Below are 17,219 nucleotides of genomic sequence, written 5' to 3' on the forward strand. Positions count from 1 at the left end.
ATATATTATGCAAAATGAAATATATAAAAGAATAATCGTACAGAACGAAAGGTATTTCCTATCATGAGACAACCAGCCCGGGGATTATATGATCCGGCATTCGAGCATGACAATTGCGGCGTCGGATTTGTCGTCAATGTCAATGGCCAGCAATCACATCAGATCGTTGCCGACGGTATTACCATTCTGAAGAATCTTGTCCATCGCGGAGCGATCGGCGGAGACAGTAAAACCGGTGACGGTGCCGGGCTTTTAATCCAGATACCTCATCTGTTTTTTCAGGAAGAAGCTCATCGACTTAATTTCAAACTGCCCGGGGAAGGCGCCTATGGTGTCGGCATGCTTTTCCTTCCTCAAAAAGACGATGATCGCAAAAGGGCATGCGAACTGATCGAAACAACTGTCGGCCAGGAGGGCGGTTATGTTCTCGGATGGCGTGACATTCCGATCAACCCCGACTGCCTCGGTGAAATGGCCCGGGAAAGCATGCCTTTCATGAAGCAGCTCTTTATCGCGCTGAAAAAGCGTACCGACGACAATCTCGAACGGAAACTCTATGTTGTGCGCCGGTGCCTGGAAAAGGCCGCGGGTGAGCAGGGATTCTCGATCGAAGATTTTTATGTTTCATCGCTCTCCTGCAAGACAATCACCTATAAGGGGCTCTTTGTCGCCCCCCAGTTCGAGGACTTTTTCCCCGATCTCAGAAACAAGGACGTTCAAAGCGCCTTTGCACTTGTCCACCAGCGCTACAGCACCAATACCTTTCCATCGTGGCCCCTGGCCCAGCCTTTCAGATATCTGGCCCACAACGGGGAAATCAACACACTCCGGGGGAATATCAATAAAATGAATGCCCGGGAAACAACCCTCCAATCGAAACTCTACGGCGATGATATCGATAAGCTTCTTCCCATTATCGATCCGACATCGAGCGATTCGGCCATATTCGACAATGTTTTCGAACTTCTTTCTCACAGCGGAAGATCGATCGAGCATTCGGTGATGATGATGGTTCCCGAGGCCTTTGGCCCCAAGTATCATATCAGTCAGGACAAGCGTGCATTCTATGAATATCATGCTGCGATTATGGAACCCTGGGATGGTCCTGCGGCGCTGGTTTTCACCGACGGCACCAAAGTCGGCGCCTCTCTCGACAGAAACGGCCTCCGGCCGGCACGGTTCGTGGTGACCAAAAGCGGCCGTGTTATCATGGCATCCGAGGTCGGTGTGCTCCCGGTTCCCGCAGAAGATATCCTTCAGAAAGGACGGCTCGCCCCCGGAAAGATGCTTCTGGTTGACACAAAAAAAGGACGGATCCTTTACGACAACGAAATAAAAGCTTCGGTGTCGAGGCAGAAACCATACCGCCGGTGGCTCGAAAGCAACCGGATCGAGCTCCGGGGCCTCTTTCAACCCCCCGGCCCGATCCCCCATGCCGACAACAATAATGCAACCGAACAGAAAATTTTCGGCTATACGCTCGAAGACCTCTCAATGATTATTTCTCCCATGGCCATTAACGGACAGGAACCGGTCGGCTCCATGGGCAACGACGCCCCCTTAGCGGTGTTATCGCACCGTCCGCAACTTCTGTACAACTATTTCAAACAGCTCTTTGCCCAGGTGACAAACCCACCTATCGATCCCTATCGTGAAAACCAGGTCATGTCGCTCATGAGTTTTATCGGTAAAGAACAGAACCTGCTCGATGAAACCGCAATGCACTGCCGGCAACTCAAACTCCCCCACCCCATCATAATCAACGAAGATATCGAAAAACTCAAATCGGTTGATGAAGACGGGTTCAGGGGAACGGTAATCTCGATGTGCGCACCGGAAAACGACAACCACTGGGATCTGAACAAGGCGGTGGAAAACATCTGCACCCGGGCGGAACGGAGCGTCGATGATGGCTATTCACTGATTATTCTCAGCGACCGTGACATTGACAAAGATAACATCCCGGTGCCTGCGCTGCTCGCCGTTTCAGCAGTCCATCATCACCTGGTAAAATGCGGAAAACGACAGTTGACCGGCCTGGTGGTCGAAACCGGCGAGGCCAGAGAAGTCATGCATTTCGCCACCCTGATCGGATTCGGTGCAAGTGCGGTTAATCCCTGGCTTGCCTTCGAGTGCGTCGCCCAGCTTAAAAGGGAAGGATGGTTTCCCGACGACCTGAAGCTGGAAACGGCAATCGATAATTATATCACGGCTATCAAAAAGGGCCTTCTGAAAATAATGTCGAAAATGGGTATTTCCACGATCCGTAGTTACCGGGGGGCTCAGGTTTTCGAAGCGGTCGGCCTTAACACTGACATTGTAAGCCGCTTCTTTCCCGGAACACCCTCCCGTATTGAAGGTATCGGGATCGAACAGATTGCCCGGGAAACACTGGAACGTCACCGGCAATCCTTTACCCTTGCCGACACCGATCCCCGTCAACTCAACTCGGGCGGCAACATCCATTACCGCCGTTTTTCCGAACGCCATCTTATCAGCCCGGAGGCCGTCACGCTGATTCACCAGGCGATCAGGGAAAACGATTATACAGCATATAAATCCTATGCAGACCGGGTTAATCACGCGGAAAAAAGCCTCTGCACACTCCGCGGGCTGTTCCGGTTCAAAAAACAGGAGCCGATAGCTCTCGAAGAAGTTGAGTCTGCAGATTCAATTGTCAAGCGTTTTGTCAGCTCGGCCATGTCTTTCGGTTCGATCAGCAAGGAAGCCCATGAGACCATAGCGATAGCCATGAACCGCCTGGGCGCGGCGAGTAATTCGGGTGAGGGGGGCGAAGATGAAGAGCGTTTCAAACCCCTTCCCAACGGCGACAACAAAAACAGCATGGTCAAACAGGTCGCCTCGGGCCGTTTCGGAGTCAACAGCGCCTACGTGGTCAGCGCCAGAGAGCTTCAGATAAAAATGGCTCAGGGAGCGAAACCAGGTGAGGGTGGTCAGTTGCCGGGACACAAGGTAAACGAGATAATCGCAAAAGTCCGTCATTCGACTCCCGGTGTCATGCTGATCTCACCGCCGCCTCATCATGACATTTACTCTATCGAAGATCTTGCGCAATTGATATTTGATTTGAAAAACGCCAATCCCGAGGCACGGGTATCAGTTAAACTCGTCTCCGAAGTCGGCGTCGGCACCATTGCCGCAGGAGTCGCCAAAGGTAAAGCCGACATGGTCTTGATCAGCGGTCATGACGGTGGCACGGGAGCTTCACCCATATCATCAATTAAGCACGCCGGTGCTCCCTGGGAAATCGGCCTGGCCGAAACCCAGCAGACACTTGTCCTCAACCGGCTTCGAAGCCGTATCCGGGTGCAGACAGACGGCAAGCTTTTGACCGGCAGGGATGTTGTCGTTGCAACACTGCTTGGTGCGGAAGAATTCGGGTTCGGCACCATGTCGCTGGTATGTATGGGCTGTGTCATGATGAGAAAATGCCATCTGAACACCTGCCCGGTCGGGGTTGCCACTCAGGACCCTGAACTGAGAAAACGGTTTTCCGGCAAACCGGAATATCTGGTCAATTTCATGAAATTCGTCGCAAACGATGTTCGTGAAATCATGGCGCAGCTCGGATTCCGGACGGTCGATGAAATGGTCGGCCGTGTCGATACACTGGAAGTCAATGATGCGATCGAACACTGGAAAGCCCGGGGTCTCGATTTCTCAAAAGTACTTTCGATACCCACCGTACCAAAGGACGGCTCGCTCTATTGCACCGATAAGCAGCACCACGATTTTTCCATGAGTATCGACCAGGAGCTTATCGAAACGTCAATGCCTGCGCTCGAGCAGAAACACTCCACCAACCTTTTTGCCTCGATCCAGAACTGCAACCGGACCGTGGGGGCGACACTGAGTGCCGAGATATCCCGCCGCTTTGGTTCCAAAGGACTTCCGGCCGACACAATCAAATGTAAATTTACCGGTTCTGCAGGTCAGAGTTTCGGTGCTTTCCTTGCGCCGGGTATTACGTTCGAGCTTGAAGGCGATGCCAATGATTATTTCGGCAAAGGACTCTCGGGAGGAAAAATAATCGTCTATCCCCCCAAGGGCTCCACATTCCGTCCCCAGAACAACATAATTACCGGCAATGTCAACCTTTTCGGCGCGGTTAAAGGTGAAGTTTATATCAACGGTATGGCTGGCGAACGTTTTGCTGTCCGCAATAGCGGCGCGATCGCGGTTGTGGAAGGCGTTGGTGATCACGGCTGCGAATACATGACCGGCGGAGTGATTGTCGTTTTAGGACGAACCGGGATTAATTTTGGTGCGGGAATGAGCGGCGGTATCGCCTTTGTTCTCGATGAAGACCAGCTTTTCGATACCAAGTGTAATCTTGAAATGATCGATGTGGAACCGATCGCCGACCCGGAAGATAAAAAGCTTCTGCTTCGCCTGATCCAGAACCATGTCGCCCTGACCCGGAGCGAATACGCATCGAGAATCCTGCGGGACTGGACTGAAATGCTGCCGCAGTTTGTTAAAGTGATGCCTCTCGATTACAGGAAAGCTCTCGAACGGCTGCGGAAAGATGAATCAAAGGAATCTGAAATTGTTTCGATGACCGAGGAGATATTTGCATAATGGGAAAACCAACAGGATTTATGAATTATGAACGCCGGGCGCCGGTGTACAAACCGGCTGATGAACGGATTCACAATTATGAAGAATTCGTCATTCTTCAGCCCACCGAAGAAATACAGACTCAAGGGGCCCGGTGCATGGATTGCGGCATCCCCTTCTGCCATGCCATGGGATGTCCGGTCTATAACCTTATCCCCGAATGGAATGATCTTGTTTACCGGGGAAAATGGGAAGAAGCCTACTACCGGCTGGAAATGACCAACACCCTTCCCGAGGTAACCGGAAGGATTTGTCCTGCGCCCTGTGAAGCGGCCTGTACCCTTTCGATCAATACCAGTCCGGTGACAATCAAGCAGATCGAGCTGGCGATTATCGAGCGGGCGTTTAAGGAAGGATGGGTTGTTCCCCGTCCACCGTCGGTTGAAACCGGCAAAAAAGTTGCGGTTATCGGTTCAGGCCCTGCAGGATTGGCGGCGGTCCAGCAGCTCAGGCGGGCCGGACATACCGTAACCCTCTTTGAAAAGGACAATAAAATCGGCGGTATACTCCGGTATGGTATCCCCGATTACAAACTCGATAAAAGCATGCTCGACCGGCGGATCGAGCAGATGAGCGCTGAAGGAGTCACCTTCGAAACCGATGTTGTCATTGGTGAAGACATCTCGGTACGGTACCTGCGGAAATCCTTTGATGCCATACTTTTAACGATCGGCGCAGGCACCCCCCGAGACCTTCATGTGCCCGGACGGGGACTCGAGGGTATCCATTTTGCCATGGACTATCTGAAACAATCCAACAAGGCTGTTGCCGGCGAACTGGAAAAGCATCAAATCATCTCGGCAAAAAATAAAAACGTTCTGGTGATCGGCGGTGGCGATACCGGGGCCGATTGTGTCGGAACTGCCATCCGGCAGGGAGCACGACAGGTCTATCAATACGAAATAATGCCCAAGCCAATGACCTGGGACAAACCCTGGAATCCCTCATGGCCAAACTGGCCCCGGATTTTCAGAACCGCAACATCCCATGAGGAAGGATGTACCCGGGAATGGGGTATCCTGACCAAAGGGTTCCGAAGCCATGGGATCAATATCGAAGAAGCCGATTTTGTGCGTGTCAAGTGGGAAAAAGATGAAAAAAAGAACCGCCAGGTAATGAAAGAGATCCCCGGATCCGAATTCTCACTCAAGGTCGATCTGGTGCTTCTGGCAATGGGGTTCCTCCATGTAGAACACGGCAAACTGATCGAAGATCTCGGCATTGATCTTGATGACAGAGGGAATTTAAAAATCGAAAATTATGCAACTACCGTTCCGGGCGTGTTTGCCGCCGGTGACTCAGGCACCGGTGCATCACTGGTAGTCCGCGCCATCTATCACGGAAGGGAAGCTGCTAAGAGTATTGACGAATTTTTAAGAAAATAGAGGATAAGGGGGAGCAAAAAGAGGTTTAACGATAATGAGCGTGTGAATCCGGCTCTTGATCTTCACCTTCAACTTTGGTCCTATGAAAATCCACTACCTTCAACACGTTTCCTTTGAAGACCCCGCTGCTATTTGTACCTGGGCCCGGAAAAGAGGGCATTCTGTTTCGGGGACAAAGCTTTTCAAAAGGGAACCTTTTCCTCCGCCAGAATCCTTCGATCTTCTTACAATAATGGGCGGACCTATGAGTATTCATGATGGAAATGAATATCCCTGGCTGGATGACGAAAAACGATTTATCGATCGGACACTGGAACAGGGAAAAACCGTGCTGGGCATCTGTCTTGGCGCTCAATTGATCGCCCATGTGCTGGGAGCACGGGTTTACAGAAACAAACATAAAGAGATCGGATGGTTTCCCGTTCATTTAACCAAGCACGGCAAGTCGTCACGGTTCCTGGGTTCGCTCCCGGAAAAATTTACGGCCTTTCACTGGCATGGCGAAATGTTCGACATTCCCCAAGGCGCCGTAAAAACATCATACTCCTATGGATGCAGCAATCAGTCCTTTGAATATGAAAACCGTGTCGTTGCCCTTCAGTTCCATCTGGAATCAAACCGGGAAAGCATCGCAAAACTGATCGAACATTGTAATAACGAAATAACAGAAAAACTCTTTATTCAGACAAAAGAGGAGATGACCGGGCACGACATTTATGAAGATGAACTTCGAAAGCTAAGTGACCTGTTTATGACCCGTGTCGAAAATTCAATGAGTTAGACGGTTTTTCCGAAAGAATTTAATGAAGAGAATAATTTTTTTGGGGCTACTTATAGATTTCTCTGGAAATTTGGGAGTACAATTCTTATTTTATTCCCAATTGGGGCGTGGAAAGATAGTAATTGTGCCTGAAGTAAGCGAAACAAAAGTGATTAAAGCCGCTAAATCAGAAGGGATGTACGGAAATGGGTGATGCAAAGGGCATCACGGTTCGGGCATTCTTTTTTTCTTCAATTGTTTTCTCAAAATCCCTCTTTTTTTCAAATAAAATTCCGTATTTTTTCAATCTTACTAACCAAAGAGGTACACGGTGAAGGGCTATATTGCGCTAGAGGATGGAACTGTATTTAAAGGTGAATCATTTGGAGCGCCGGGAGAATCGGTCGGCGAGATAGTATTCAATACCGCGATGACCGGGTACCAGGAGGTCCTCACTGATCCATCGTATAATAATCAGATCGTTACCATGACCTATCCCCTGATCGGGAATTACGGCATTACTGAAACCGATATCGAATCATCTCGTGTCCAGGTTGCAGGTTTTGTGGTGAAGGAAGCCTGCGGGTATCCATCGAATTTTACCAGCCAGCAGTCGTTGGGAGAATATCTCGAAAAGTCGGGAATCATCGGGATCCAGGGAATCGATACCCGTTTGCTTACCCGGAAGATACGGCTTAAAGGAGCAATGAACGCGGTCCTGTATGCCGGTGAAAACGGCATTAATACCGACGACCTTGTTGACAAGGCAAAGGCCTGGGAGGGTCTTCTGGATAAAGATATTGTAAAAAATGTTACCTGCAAAAAACCCTGGGTCTGGAATGAGGTCTCCGACAGCGGTGATGCAAAGAAAAAGCCGCGGTTTTCGATTGTTGCCTTTGATTACGGTATCAAATATTCGATTCTGAGGATTCTGGAATCGCTGGGCGGTAAAATAACGGTTGTCCCTGCTTCGACGAAAGCGGCCGATGTCCTTGCGTTGAATCCGGATGGTGTTTTTTTGTCCAACGGTCCGGGTGATCCCGGCGGTGTTCCCTATGCAGTCGATACATTAAAAGAATTAATCGGCAAGGTACCGATTTTCGGTATCTGCCTGGGCCATCAGCTCGCCGGTCTTGCCCTGGGAGGAAAACGCTACAAACTCAAATTCGGCCATCACGGCGCCAATCACCCGGTACGGAATCTGAAAACCGGAGAAATCGAGATAACATCACAGAACCATAATTATTGTATTGATGCCGAGTCGATGAAAGCAGCCGGCGTCACGATGACACACCTGAACCTGAATGATATCACCTGCGAAGGTCTTTCCGATCCTGATGCAAAGGTATTCAGTGTTCAGTATCATCCGGAAGCGGCTCCCGGACCGCACGATTCGGGCTACCTTTTCGAGAAATTTATCACGTTAATTGACAACTCATAATTCGATCACGCAGGAGTAGTAATGCCGAAAAGAACAGACATTCATCGCATACTGATTATCGGAAGTGGGCCGATTGTTATTGGCCAGGCCTGTGAATTCGATTATTCCGGTACTCAGGCATGCAAAGCGTTGCGGGAAGAGGGATACGAAGTTATCCTGGTAAATTCCAATCCGGCAACAATCATGACCGATCCACTCATGGCCGACCGAACCTATATTGAGCCGGTAACTCCTGAGATTGTGGAAAAAATTATTGCAAAAGAGAAACCCGATGCAATTCTTCCTACAATGGGTGGTCAGACAGGGCTCAACACCGCCATGGAACTTGCCGAAAACGGTGTCCTTCAACGGTACAATGTCAAATTGATCGGCGCCGACCAGGATGCGATAAAAAAGGCGGAAGACCGGAGCAGTTTCAAAGCGGCGATGATAAAAATCGGCCTTGATGTTCCCCAAAGTGCCCTTGCTTATAACATGGATGAAGCCTGGGAGATTGTCAAAGAAATCGGTTTTCCCATCATTATTCGTCCGAGCTACACGCTTGGCGGAACCGGCGGCGGTATTGCCCATAACGAAGTCGAATTTGAACGTCAGGCCCGACTCGGACTCCACTACAGCCGGATAAACGAAATACTCCTTGAAGAATCGGTGCTGGGATGGAAAGAATATGAACTCGAGATCATGCGGGACCACGCCGATAACGTCGTGATTATCTGCTCGATCGAGAATCTCGATCCCATGGGCATTCACACCGGTGACAGCATCACGACCGCTCCCGCCCAGACCCTCACCGACCGCCAGTACCAGAAGATGCGGGATGCCTCCGTAGCGATCATTCGAGAAATCGGTGTCGATACGGGCGGGTCGAATATCCAGTTTGCTGTTCAGCCGGAAACAGGCCGCATGGTGGTGATAGAGATGAACCCCCGGGTCAGCCGCAGTTCGGCACTCGCCTCAAAGGCGACCGGGTTCCCGATTGCAAAATTTGCCGCCAAACTGGCGGTCGGCTATTCGCTTGATGAAATCCGTAATGATATTACCAAAGAGACACCGGCCTCCTTTGAGCCCACGATCGACTACTGTGTGGTGAAAATCCCCCGGTTTGCCTTTGAAAAATTCCCCGAAGCCAATTCATCACTGGGCGTGCAGATGAAATCGGTGGGAGAAACCATGGCGATCGGACGGACTTTCAAGGAAGCCCTGCAGAAAGGCCTCAGAGGACTGGAGATCGGAAGACCCGGTCTGGATGAAGCTAAATTCGGCCATCTTACCAAAAAAGAGATCCTCCCGATGCTTGAAGAACTCCGGTGTGACAGAATGTTTGCTGTCGGACGGGCTCTGCGGCTGGAAATCACTCCCGAACTAATCAACGAAAAAACCGGTATCGATCTCTGGTTTATCAATAATATTAAAGATATTATCGATTTCGAAGCATCCATACCAAAAGACATACTCAAGGCACCCAGGGATGAGCAACAGGTGTTCTTTGAAAAAGCAAAACAGATGGGATTTTCGGATGTTCAGCTTGGAAAAAACCTTGAGATAACCGAAAACGAAGCCAGAAAACTTCGCAAAAAGCTGGAAATAACCCCCACCTACAAACTGGTTGACACCTGTGCAGCCGAATTCGAGGCCTACACGCCCTATTATTATTCGACTTATGAAACCGAAGATGAAGGTTTGCCGTCGGAGCGGAAAAAGATAATCATTCTGGGTGGCGGTCCCAACCGGATCGGTCAGGGTATCGAATTCGACTACTGCTGCTGTCAGGCTTCCTATGCCCTGCGGGATATGGGTATCGAATCAATCATGGTGAATTCCAACCCCGAAACGGTGAGTACCGACTACGACACCTCCGACCGTCTCTATTTCGAGCCGCTTACCTTTGAGGATGTGATGAATATTATCGATAAGGAGAAGCCGGACGGTGTAATTATTCAATTCGGCGGCCAGACACCGCTTAATCTCGCCAGGAAGCTTAAAGAAGCCGGTGCGCCGATAATCGGGACGTCGGTTGAATCGATCGAACGTGCCGAAGACCGGGATGAATTTGCGGCAATGCTGAAAAAACTCGATCTGCAACAGCCACCCAACGGTATGGCGGAAAATATCGATGAAGCGCTGAAAATCTGCCATGAGATCTCTTTCCCGATCCTTCTGCGGCCATCCTTTGTGCTCGGTGGACGGGCCATGCGGATCATTTACGACAAAGAGGAACTCCATGCTTTTATCGATGAAGCCAAGGAAGCGGGAGAAAATCGTCCGGTGCTGATCGACAAATTTATCGGCGATGCGATCGAGGTTGATGTTGATGCTCTGTCCGACGGCAAGACGACCATGATCTGCGGCATTATGGAACATATTGAGGAAGCCGGGATTCACTCCGGCGACAGCGCATGTGTTGTTCCGCCCTACTCCCTTTCAAAGGGTATGATCGAAGAAATCAGACGCATTACCATGGCAATTGCCAATGAGCTGAATGTGGTTGGGTTGATGAACATCCAGTTTGCGGTGAATGAAGACACCGTTTACATTCTGGAAGTCAACCCGCGGGCATCTCGGACCGTACCCTTTGTCTCCAAGGCAACCGGCATACCGTGGGCCTATATTGCCGCCAAGGTAATGGCCGGCGCCAGGCTTGCCGATATACCAGAAGCCCGGGAACGGACAATGACTTATTTCTCGGTAAAAGAATCGGTTCTTCCTTTTGGTAAATTCCCCGGAGCAGACACGGTACTGGGCCCCGAAATGAAATCCACCGGTGAAGTCATGGGAATCGACCAGGATTTCGGTCTGGCCTATGCCAAATCGCAGGAAGCTGCGGGCAATTATCTTCCCCGGTCCGGCACGGTCTTTATCAGTGTCCGCAACAGTGTGAAACGAAGCATTATCTTTGCCGCCAAAACCCTGTTTGATATGGGTTTTCAGCTCTGTGCCACCGAAGGTACCTGGCATGCGCTGACCAGCGCAGGAATTAATGTCCGACAGGTCTATAAAATCGGTGAAGGAAAACCCGATATCGTAGATCTTATAAAAACCAATAGTGTCGACCTGGTGATCAATGTACCGGCAGGACGGAAATCGCTGATCGATTCAAAACCGATCCGCAGTGCAGCCGTATCGCAGAGTATTCCGTATATCACAACCCTTGAAGGCGCGCAGGCTGCTATCGGCGGAATGTTTTCCCTTGAAAAACGGGGCTTTGATGTCGTCAGTATCCAGGAACGGGCTGCCCCCGCCGGTAAAAATCAGCAAAATAATATCAATCTGCTCTCGAAAAAGAAAGATATGTGGAAATAAAGAACACATTTCGAGTTTCGAATTTTTAGTTCACGGAGGTCTCAATGTCGAAATTCATATTTGTAACCGGAGGAGTTGTTTCTTCCCTGGGCAAGGGAATCGCAGCATCCTCCATAGGCATGCTGCTCAAATCCCGGGGCATCAGGGTGGCGAATCAAAAATTTGATCCCTATCTTAATGTCGATCCGGGAACAATGAATCCGTACCAGCATGGTGAAGTGTATGTTACCGATGACGGCGCTGAGACCGATCTCGACCTTGGGCATTACGAGCGATTCACCGGAGTTACCACGACAAAACATTCCAACTATACGGCCGGGAAAATATACGATTCGATCATAAAAAAAGAGCGGCAGGGCGAATACCTCGGCGCCACCGTTCAGGTTGTTCCTCACGTGACTACCGAGATATGCGACAGCATCCGCTCGATGGAATCGCCGGACATCGATGTCGTCATTAGTGAGATCGGTGGGACGGTTGGTGATATCGAGAGCCTTCCTTTCCTCGAAGCCCTCCGTCAATTCCGCCTTCAGGTGGGAAAAAGCAACTGTCTATTTATCCATGTTACCCTGATCCCCTATCTTCGCAAGGCCGGTGAAGTCAAGACCAAGCCGACACAGCATTCGGTAGGACGTCTTCGTGAAATAGGAATCATCCCCGACATTCTCATTTGTCGCACCGAGAAGCATCTGGATAAAGAGGTACGCCGGAAGATTTCGCTTTTCTGTAATGTCGACACCGAAGGGGTCATTGAAGCCTTCGATGTCCGTCATACCATATACGAAGTCCCCCTCGATTTTGCATCGCAGAATTTCGACCATCTCATTATCGATTCTCTTGGTCTTCGTGCCGGACGGCGGAGTCTCAGCTCCTGGAGAGAATATGTGGACAAGGTAATCGAGGCCCGACATATCGTCAGAATAGCTATCGTCGGCAAATATTCCGAACTTCTTGATGCTTACAAGTCGATTCATGAAGCGCTCAATCACAGCGGCGCTCATCACTCGACAAAAGTTGAAATACACAGTGTCTCGGCCGAAGATATCGAACAGAAGGGTGCGGCAAAGGTACTGAAAGGTATGCACGGCATACTGATACCCGGCGGTTTCGGCAGCCGGGGACACGAAGGGAAAATTCTTGCAGTAAAGCATGCCCGGGAACGCAAGGTCCCCTTTCTCGGAATCTGTCTCGGTATGCAAATGGCAGTAGTGGAATTCGCCCGGAATGTTCTCAAACGAAAAGACGCCGACAGCACCGAACTGGTCCCCGAAACCCCGGAACCGGTCATCCATCTTATGGAAGAGCAGAAGCGGGTGATGAACCTCGGGGGGACCATGCGTCTTGGAGCATTTCCCTGCAAGCTGAAAGCCGGCAGCAAAGCCCGGAAAATTTACGGAAAAGAGCTTGTCAGTGAACGGCACCGGCACCGGTATGAATTCAACAACGACTATCGTGAACAATTTGAAAGTAATGGAATGGCCCTCTCCGGTTTATCACCGGATGGTTTACTGGTCGAAATTATCGAGCTGAAAGATCATCCATGGTTTGTTGGCCCTCAGTTCCATCCGGAATTCAAATCGAGGCCGGTTGCACCACATCCCTTGTTCAGAGATTTTGTTGGTGCAAGCCTTCACTATTCCTTGAAAAAATAAGCGCCCTCCAGCGGCAATTATTTAAAGTAAGGAGCAATTAATGGGAAAATTTTTCGGCGCTGTTTCAAAAGATGATTGTGTATCTATTGCTGGGATGGGGCGGAATAGAAACCTCAATCCGTTTCTGCAATTCCCCCTATTCGCAGCAGGGTCAGGCGATATATAAACACAGATCGACAAGGGGCATTAAATTTGCCTCGATAGTTCAGAGGAATTAGCTATGCTGCAAGACTCTCTCCATGAAGAGTGCGGGGTATTCGGTATTTACAACGCACCCGATGCTGCTCATTTGACCTACCTGGGCCTCTATGCTCTACAACACCGGGGCCAGGAAAGTGCCGGTATTGCCGTTTCTAATCAGGGCAAAATGACCGTTTATAAAAATATGGGCCTTGTCTCCCAGGTGTTTCGTCACCACGAAATACTCGACCGTCTTCAGGGAAACCATGCTATCGGCCATAACCGGTATTCTACCACCGGCTCTTCCAATCTTGCCAATTCGCAGCCGATACTGACCGATTTCAAAGCAGGACAACTGGCAAGTGCTCATAATGGTAACTTGGTTAATGCCGCCGAGCTACGGAATGAGATGGAGGAAGACGGCTCGATATTCTGCTCCACCACTGATACTGAAGTTATCATGCACCTGGTTGCCCGTTCCAAGCGGGAAAATCTCGATGCCATGATTCTGGATGCGCTTTCCCGTGTTAGGGGCGCCTACTCTCTTCTTTTTCTCAACAAGCATGCACTCTATGGTGCCCGGGATCCACGGGGTATCCGGCCTCTTCTTCTGGGAGAACTGAACGGCAGTTATCTGCTTTCTTCCGAGACCTGTGCATTCGACCTGATCGGGGCCCATCTTATCAGGGAAATCGAGCCGGGAGAAATGATACGTATCGATAAAAATGGTATTACCAGTTATACGATCCCTCTGTTCGGCCATACGCCCAAACCGTCTCATTGTGTGTTCGAATTTGTCTACTTCTCCCGTCCGGACAGCTTTGTCTTTGGAGAAAATGTCGATAAAGTCCGCCGGCGGCTCGGACGGTGTCTGGCGGTGGAACATCCATGCCCCAATGCAGATATCGTCATGGGAATCCCCGATTCGGCAACAACCGCTGCCCTGGGATATTCGGAAGAATCAGGAATCAAGTTCGATATCGGCCTGATCCGCAATCATTACATCGGAAGAACTTTCATTCAGCCTCAGCAAAAGGGCCGGGACTTCGGTGTCCGGATCAAATTCAATCCGGTTAAAGGAGTGGTCAAGGATAAAAAAATCGTTATTGTCGATGATTCCATTGTCCGGGGAACCACCATGAAAAAAATTGTCCGGCTTCTCAGGACCGCCCAGCCAAAAGAAATCCATCTCCGGATCTCATCACCCCCGATCACCTGCCCCTGCTTTCTGGGAATCGATATGCCCACCAAAGAAGAACTCATCGCTTCAGCCCAGTCCATCAAGGACATTCAGGAGTACCTGGGCGTTGATTCTCTCGGCTATTTATCTACCGAAGGAATGCTGTCGGTGGTTCCGCAACCAAAGGAACATTACTGTTGCGCCTGTTTTGACGGCAACTATCCGATGTGCCCTTGAGGCTGAGGGGGGAAGGAAAAGAGACAAAAGCTAACGAGAACGATTATGACAAATGAAGGGAAAAGAAATGGGAGAGCTGAGACAACGGTTTGAGAAATAATCCTCTATCCTATACTCGATAACCCTGTACCCTATAATCTTCTCACCCTTACCCTTGCTCTGAGCGATGAGTTATTTTCTTGCTGTTACCAGATACGGCAGAACAGCATCCGGAGGTTATTATGGATACCGTCTCTCTGCTCCCCGCCGGCAGTATGGAAAAACAGTTTATTCCGGACGAATTTATTCCCCGGGGTAAAAACGAATATTACCTTCGCAACAGACAACAACCAAAGCCAGCCGATTCTTTTCGCACGCTCCAGTCCGATGAAATCGAAACTTTGATAAAAAACCGGAATACCTGCGATGACTGGAACAATATCCGGGTATGTGATGATTTTAATCCTTCACTCATAAAAAATTGTGAATTTTACGGAATGATACGCATCGGCAGACTCATCCCGGTTATACTCTCCCATCAGGACCTGAAAATAGGCGCCGGCATTACCGGCTGCCGGATAATTTCCTGTGATATCGGAGATGATGTTGCCTTGCACCAGGTTCACTATCTGTCTCATTGTATTATCGGCAACCGGTGTATAATTTTTGACATCGGCGAAATGCATACAACGAATTGTGCCGGATTCGGCAACGGCATTCTTAAAGACGGTGAGGAAGAAAATAAGCGGGTATGGCTTGATCTTATGAATGAGGGCGGCGATCGTTCGGTTGTCCCTTTTGACGGCATGCTTTCGGCTGATGCTTACCTGTGGGCTAAATACCGTGATGAACCGGTGCTGCAGAAAAAACTACTTTCGATTACGCAACACTCTTTTGATTCGCATCGGGGATACTATGGTTATGTAGGAGACCAATCGGTAATAAAACATACCGGTGTTATAAAAGATGTCAAAATCGGTTCTCATGCCTGTATTCAAGGCGCAAATCTCCTTACGAACCTGACAATTAATTCAACCGAAAACGAACCTGCGACTATCGGTTCGGACGTTGAGCTTGTTGATGGCATCGTCGGATATGGATGTACGATAGCTTTCGGATGTAAAGCAAATAAATTCATAATGGGCAACAATTCGAGGTTCACATACGGAGCGAGAGTTCTCAATTCCTTTGTTGGTGACAATTCGACAATATCCTGCTGTGAAATACAGAACAATCTGATTTTTCCGGGCCACGAACAGCACCACAACAACTCTTTTCTGATTGCATCGCTTGTCATGGGTCAAAGCAACATTGCTGCCGGTGCTACAATCGGTTCTAACCACAACAGCCGTTCCAACGACAATGAAATACAGGCGGGCCGCGGTTTCTGGCCCGGCCTTTGTACTTCGGTGAAACACTCAAGCCGCTTTGCCTCATTCTGCCTCCTTGCCAAAGGAGATTTTACCGCAGAACTTGACATCCGTCTCCCCTTTTCTCTTGTTAACAACAATGCATTAAAAGATCGTCTCGAAATACTCCCCGCTTTCTGGTGGACATACAACATGTATGCCCTGGCTCGCAACAGCTGGAAATACGAGGCCCGGGATAAACGGCTTACCAAATCACAGCATATCGAGTTCGATTTTCTGGCGCCCGATACGACAGAAGAGATTATGGAAGCCTGTCGGTTGCTCGAACTGTGGACCGGTCGCGCTTTCGTAAAAAACACCGAATCAAAAGATTCGAGCAAAAGCGAACAGTCTCTTATAAAGAAAGGCCGCAGCCTGCTTATGGAGCAGCCGGAGGATGTTGGTTTGCGCACAATTTATGGTGAGGAAATAGAAAAGTCAAAACGGAAAACCGTCATTCTCAAATGCGCCGAAGCCTACGCTGCATATAAAAATATGCTTCATTATTACGCCGTAAAAAATCTGGTTTTTTTTATGGAAACCTCCACTCAGCCTTCGTTGTTATTTATGAATAAAACGCTGAACGGTAAGCGGAAAAGCAAATGGATCAATATCGGCGGGCAGCTTATCACCGAATTTGAGCTGCAGCAGCTTTTAAAGAAAATAAAGTCCCAAAAGCTGAAAACCTGGAGCGATATTCACAATGCATACGATTACCTGTGGGAAGCTTATCCTCTTCAGAAGCAGCGCCATGCCTATTCGGTACTCCTTGAGCTTTTAAGCACTCAAAGCCTTACACCATCACAGTGGAAAGGGGCTCTTGACAAAGCAGTTTCGATTCAGGAGTATATCTGCGATCAGGTATACCGCAGCCGTAAGAAGGATTTTGAAAATCCCTTCAAACAGACAACATTCCAGAATCCGGCGGAAATGAAAGCGGTATGCGGCACAGCCGAAAATGACAGTTTTGTTAAACAGGTTCGGAGTGAAACGGAAGAATTCGGGCGGAGAGTTAACAAAATAAAAAAACGCTGACAGCAGGCCGTTTTCTGCGA

8 protein-coding genes are annotated in these 17,219 nt (G+C 49.4%); all 8 read left to right on the forward strand.

Translation table 11 applies throughout. The features are described 5' to 3' along the window. The first annotated feature begins 63 nt into the window (after positions 1 to 63). The 8 genes from gltB (at position 64) to GF401_19400 (ending at position 17,199) form a co-directional block, all read left to right on the forward strand. Positions 64 to 4,602: a glutamate synthase large subunit gene (gene gltB, locus GF401_19365; GenBank protein MBD3347219.1), complete on the forward strand. Its 4,539-nt coding sequence runs from the start codon at positions 64 to 66 to the stop codon at positions 4,600 to 4,602. Beyond that, positions 4,602 to 6,026, forward strand: a complete 1,425-nt coding sequence (gltD, locus tag GF401_19370; GenBank protein MBD3347220.1) for a glutamate synthase small subunit — start codon at positions 4,602 to 4,604, stop codon at positions 6,024 to 6,026. Before gltB ends, gltD begins: the two co-directional genes overlap by 1 nt. Positions 6,027 to 6,108: 82 nt before the next feature. After that, a complete protein-coding gene (locus GF401_19375) occupies positions 6,109 to 6,807 on the forward strand; it encodes an amidotransferase (protein MBD3347221.1) in 699 nt (232 codons plus the stop codon). 310 nt (positions 6,808 to 7,117) lie between these two features. After that, positions 7,118 to 8,227, forward strand: a complete 1,110-nt coding sequence (gene carA, locus GF401_19380) for a glutamine-hydrolyzing carbamoyl-phosphate synthase small subunit (protein MBD3347222.1) — start codon at positions 7,118 to 7,120, stop codon at positions 8,225 to 8,227. Positions 8,228 to 8,248: 21 nt separating this feature from the next. Continuing rightward, positions 8,249 to 11,527: a carbamoyl-phosphate synthase large subunit gene (carB, locus tag GF401_19385; protein MBD3347223.1), complete on the forward strand. Its 3,279-nt coding sequence runs from the start codon at positions 8,249 to 8,251 to the stop codon at positions 11,525 to 11,527. A gap of 44 nt (positions 11,528 to 11,571) precedes the next feature. Next, on the forward strand, positions 11,572 to 13,179 hold the full coding sequence (locus GF401_19390; protein ID MBD3347224.1) for a CTP synthase: 1,608 nt from the start codon (positions 11,572 to 11,574) through the stop codon (positions 13,177 to 13,179). A gap of 220 nt (positions 13,180 to 13,399) precedes the next feature. Next, positions 13,400 to 14,776, forward strand: coding sequence for an amidophosphoribosyltransferase (locus GF401_19395; protein ID MBD3347225.1), 1,377 nt, complete (start codon positions 13,400 to 13,402; stop codon positions 14,774 to 14,776). Positions 14,777 to 14,997: 221 nt separating this feature from the next. After that, the gene (locus tag GF401_19400; protein ID MBD3347226.1) at positions 14,998 to 17,199 is read left to right on the forward strand and encodes a DUF4954 family protein; all 2,202 of its coding nucleotides are present in this window, start codon (positions 14,998 to 15,000) and stop codon (positions 17,197 to 17,199) included. The last annotated feature ends 20 nt before the right edge of the window (positions 17,200 to 17,219 follow it).

Source organism: Chitinivibrionales bacterium, from assembly GCA_014728215.1.
GTDB lineage: Bacteria > Fibrobacterota > Chitinivibrionia > Chitinivibrionales > WJKA01 > WJKA01.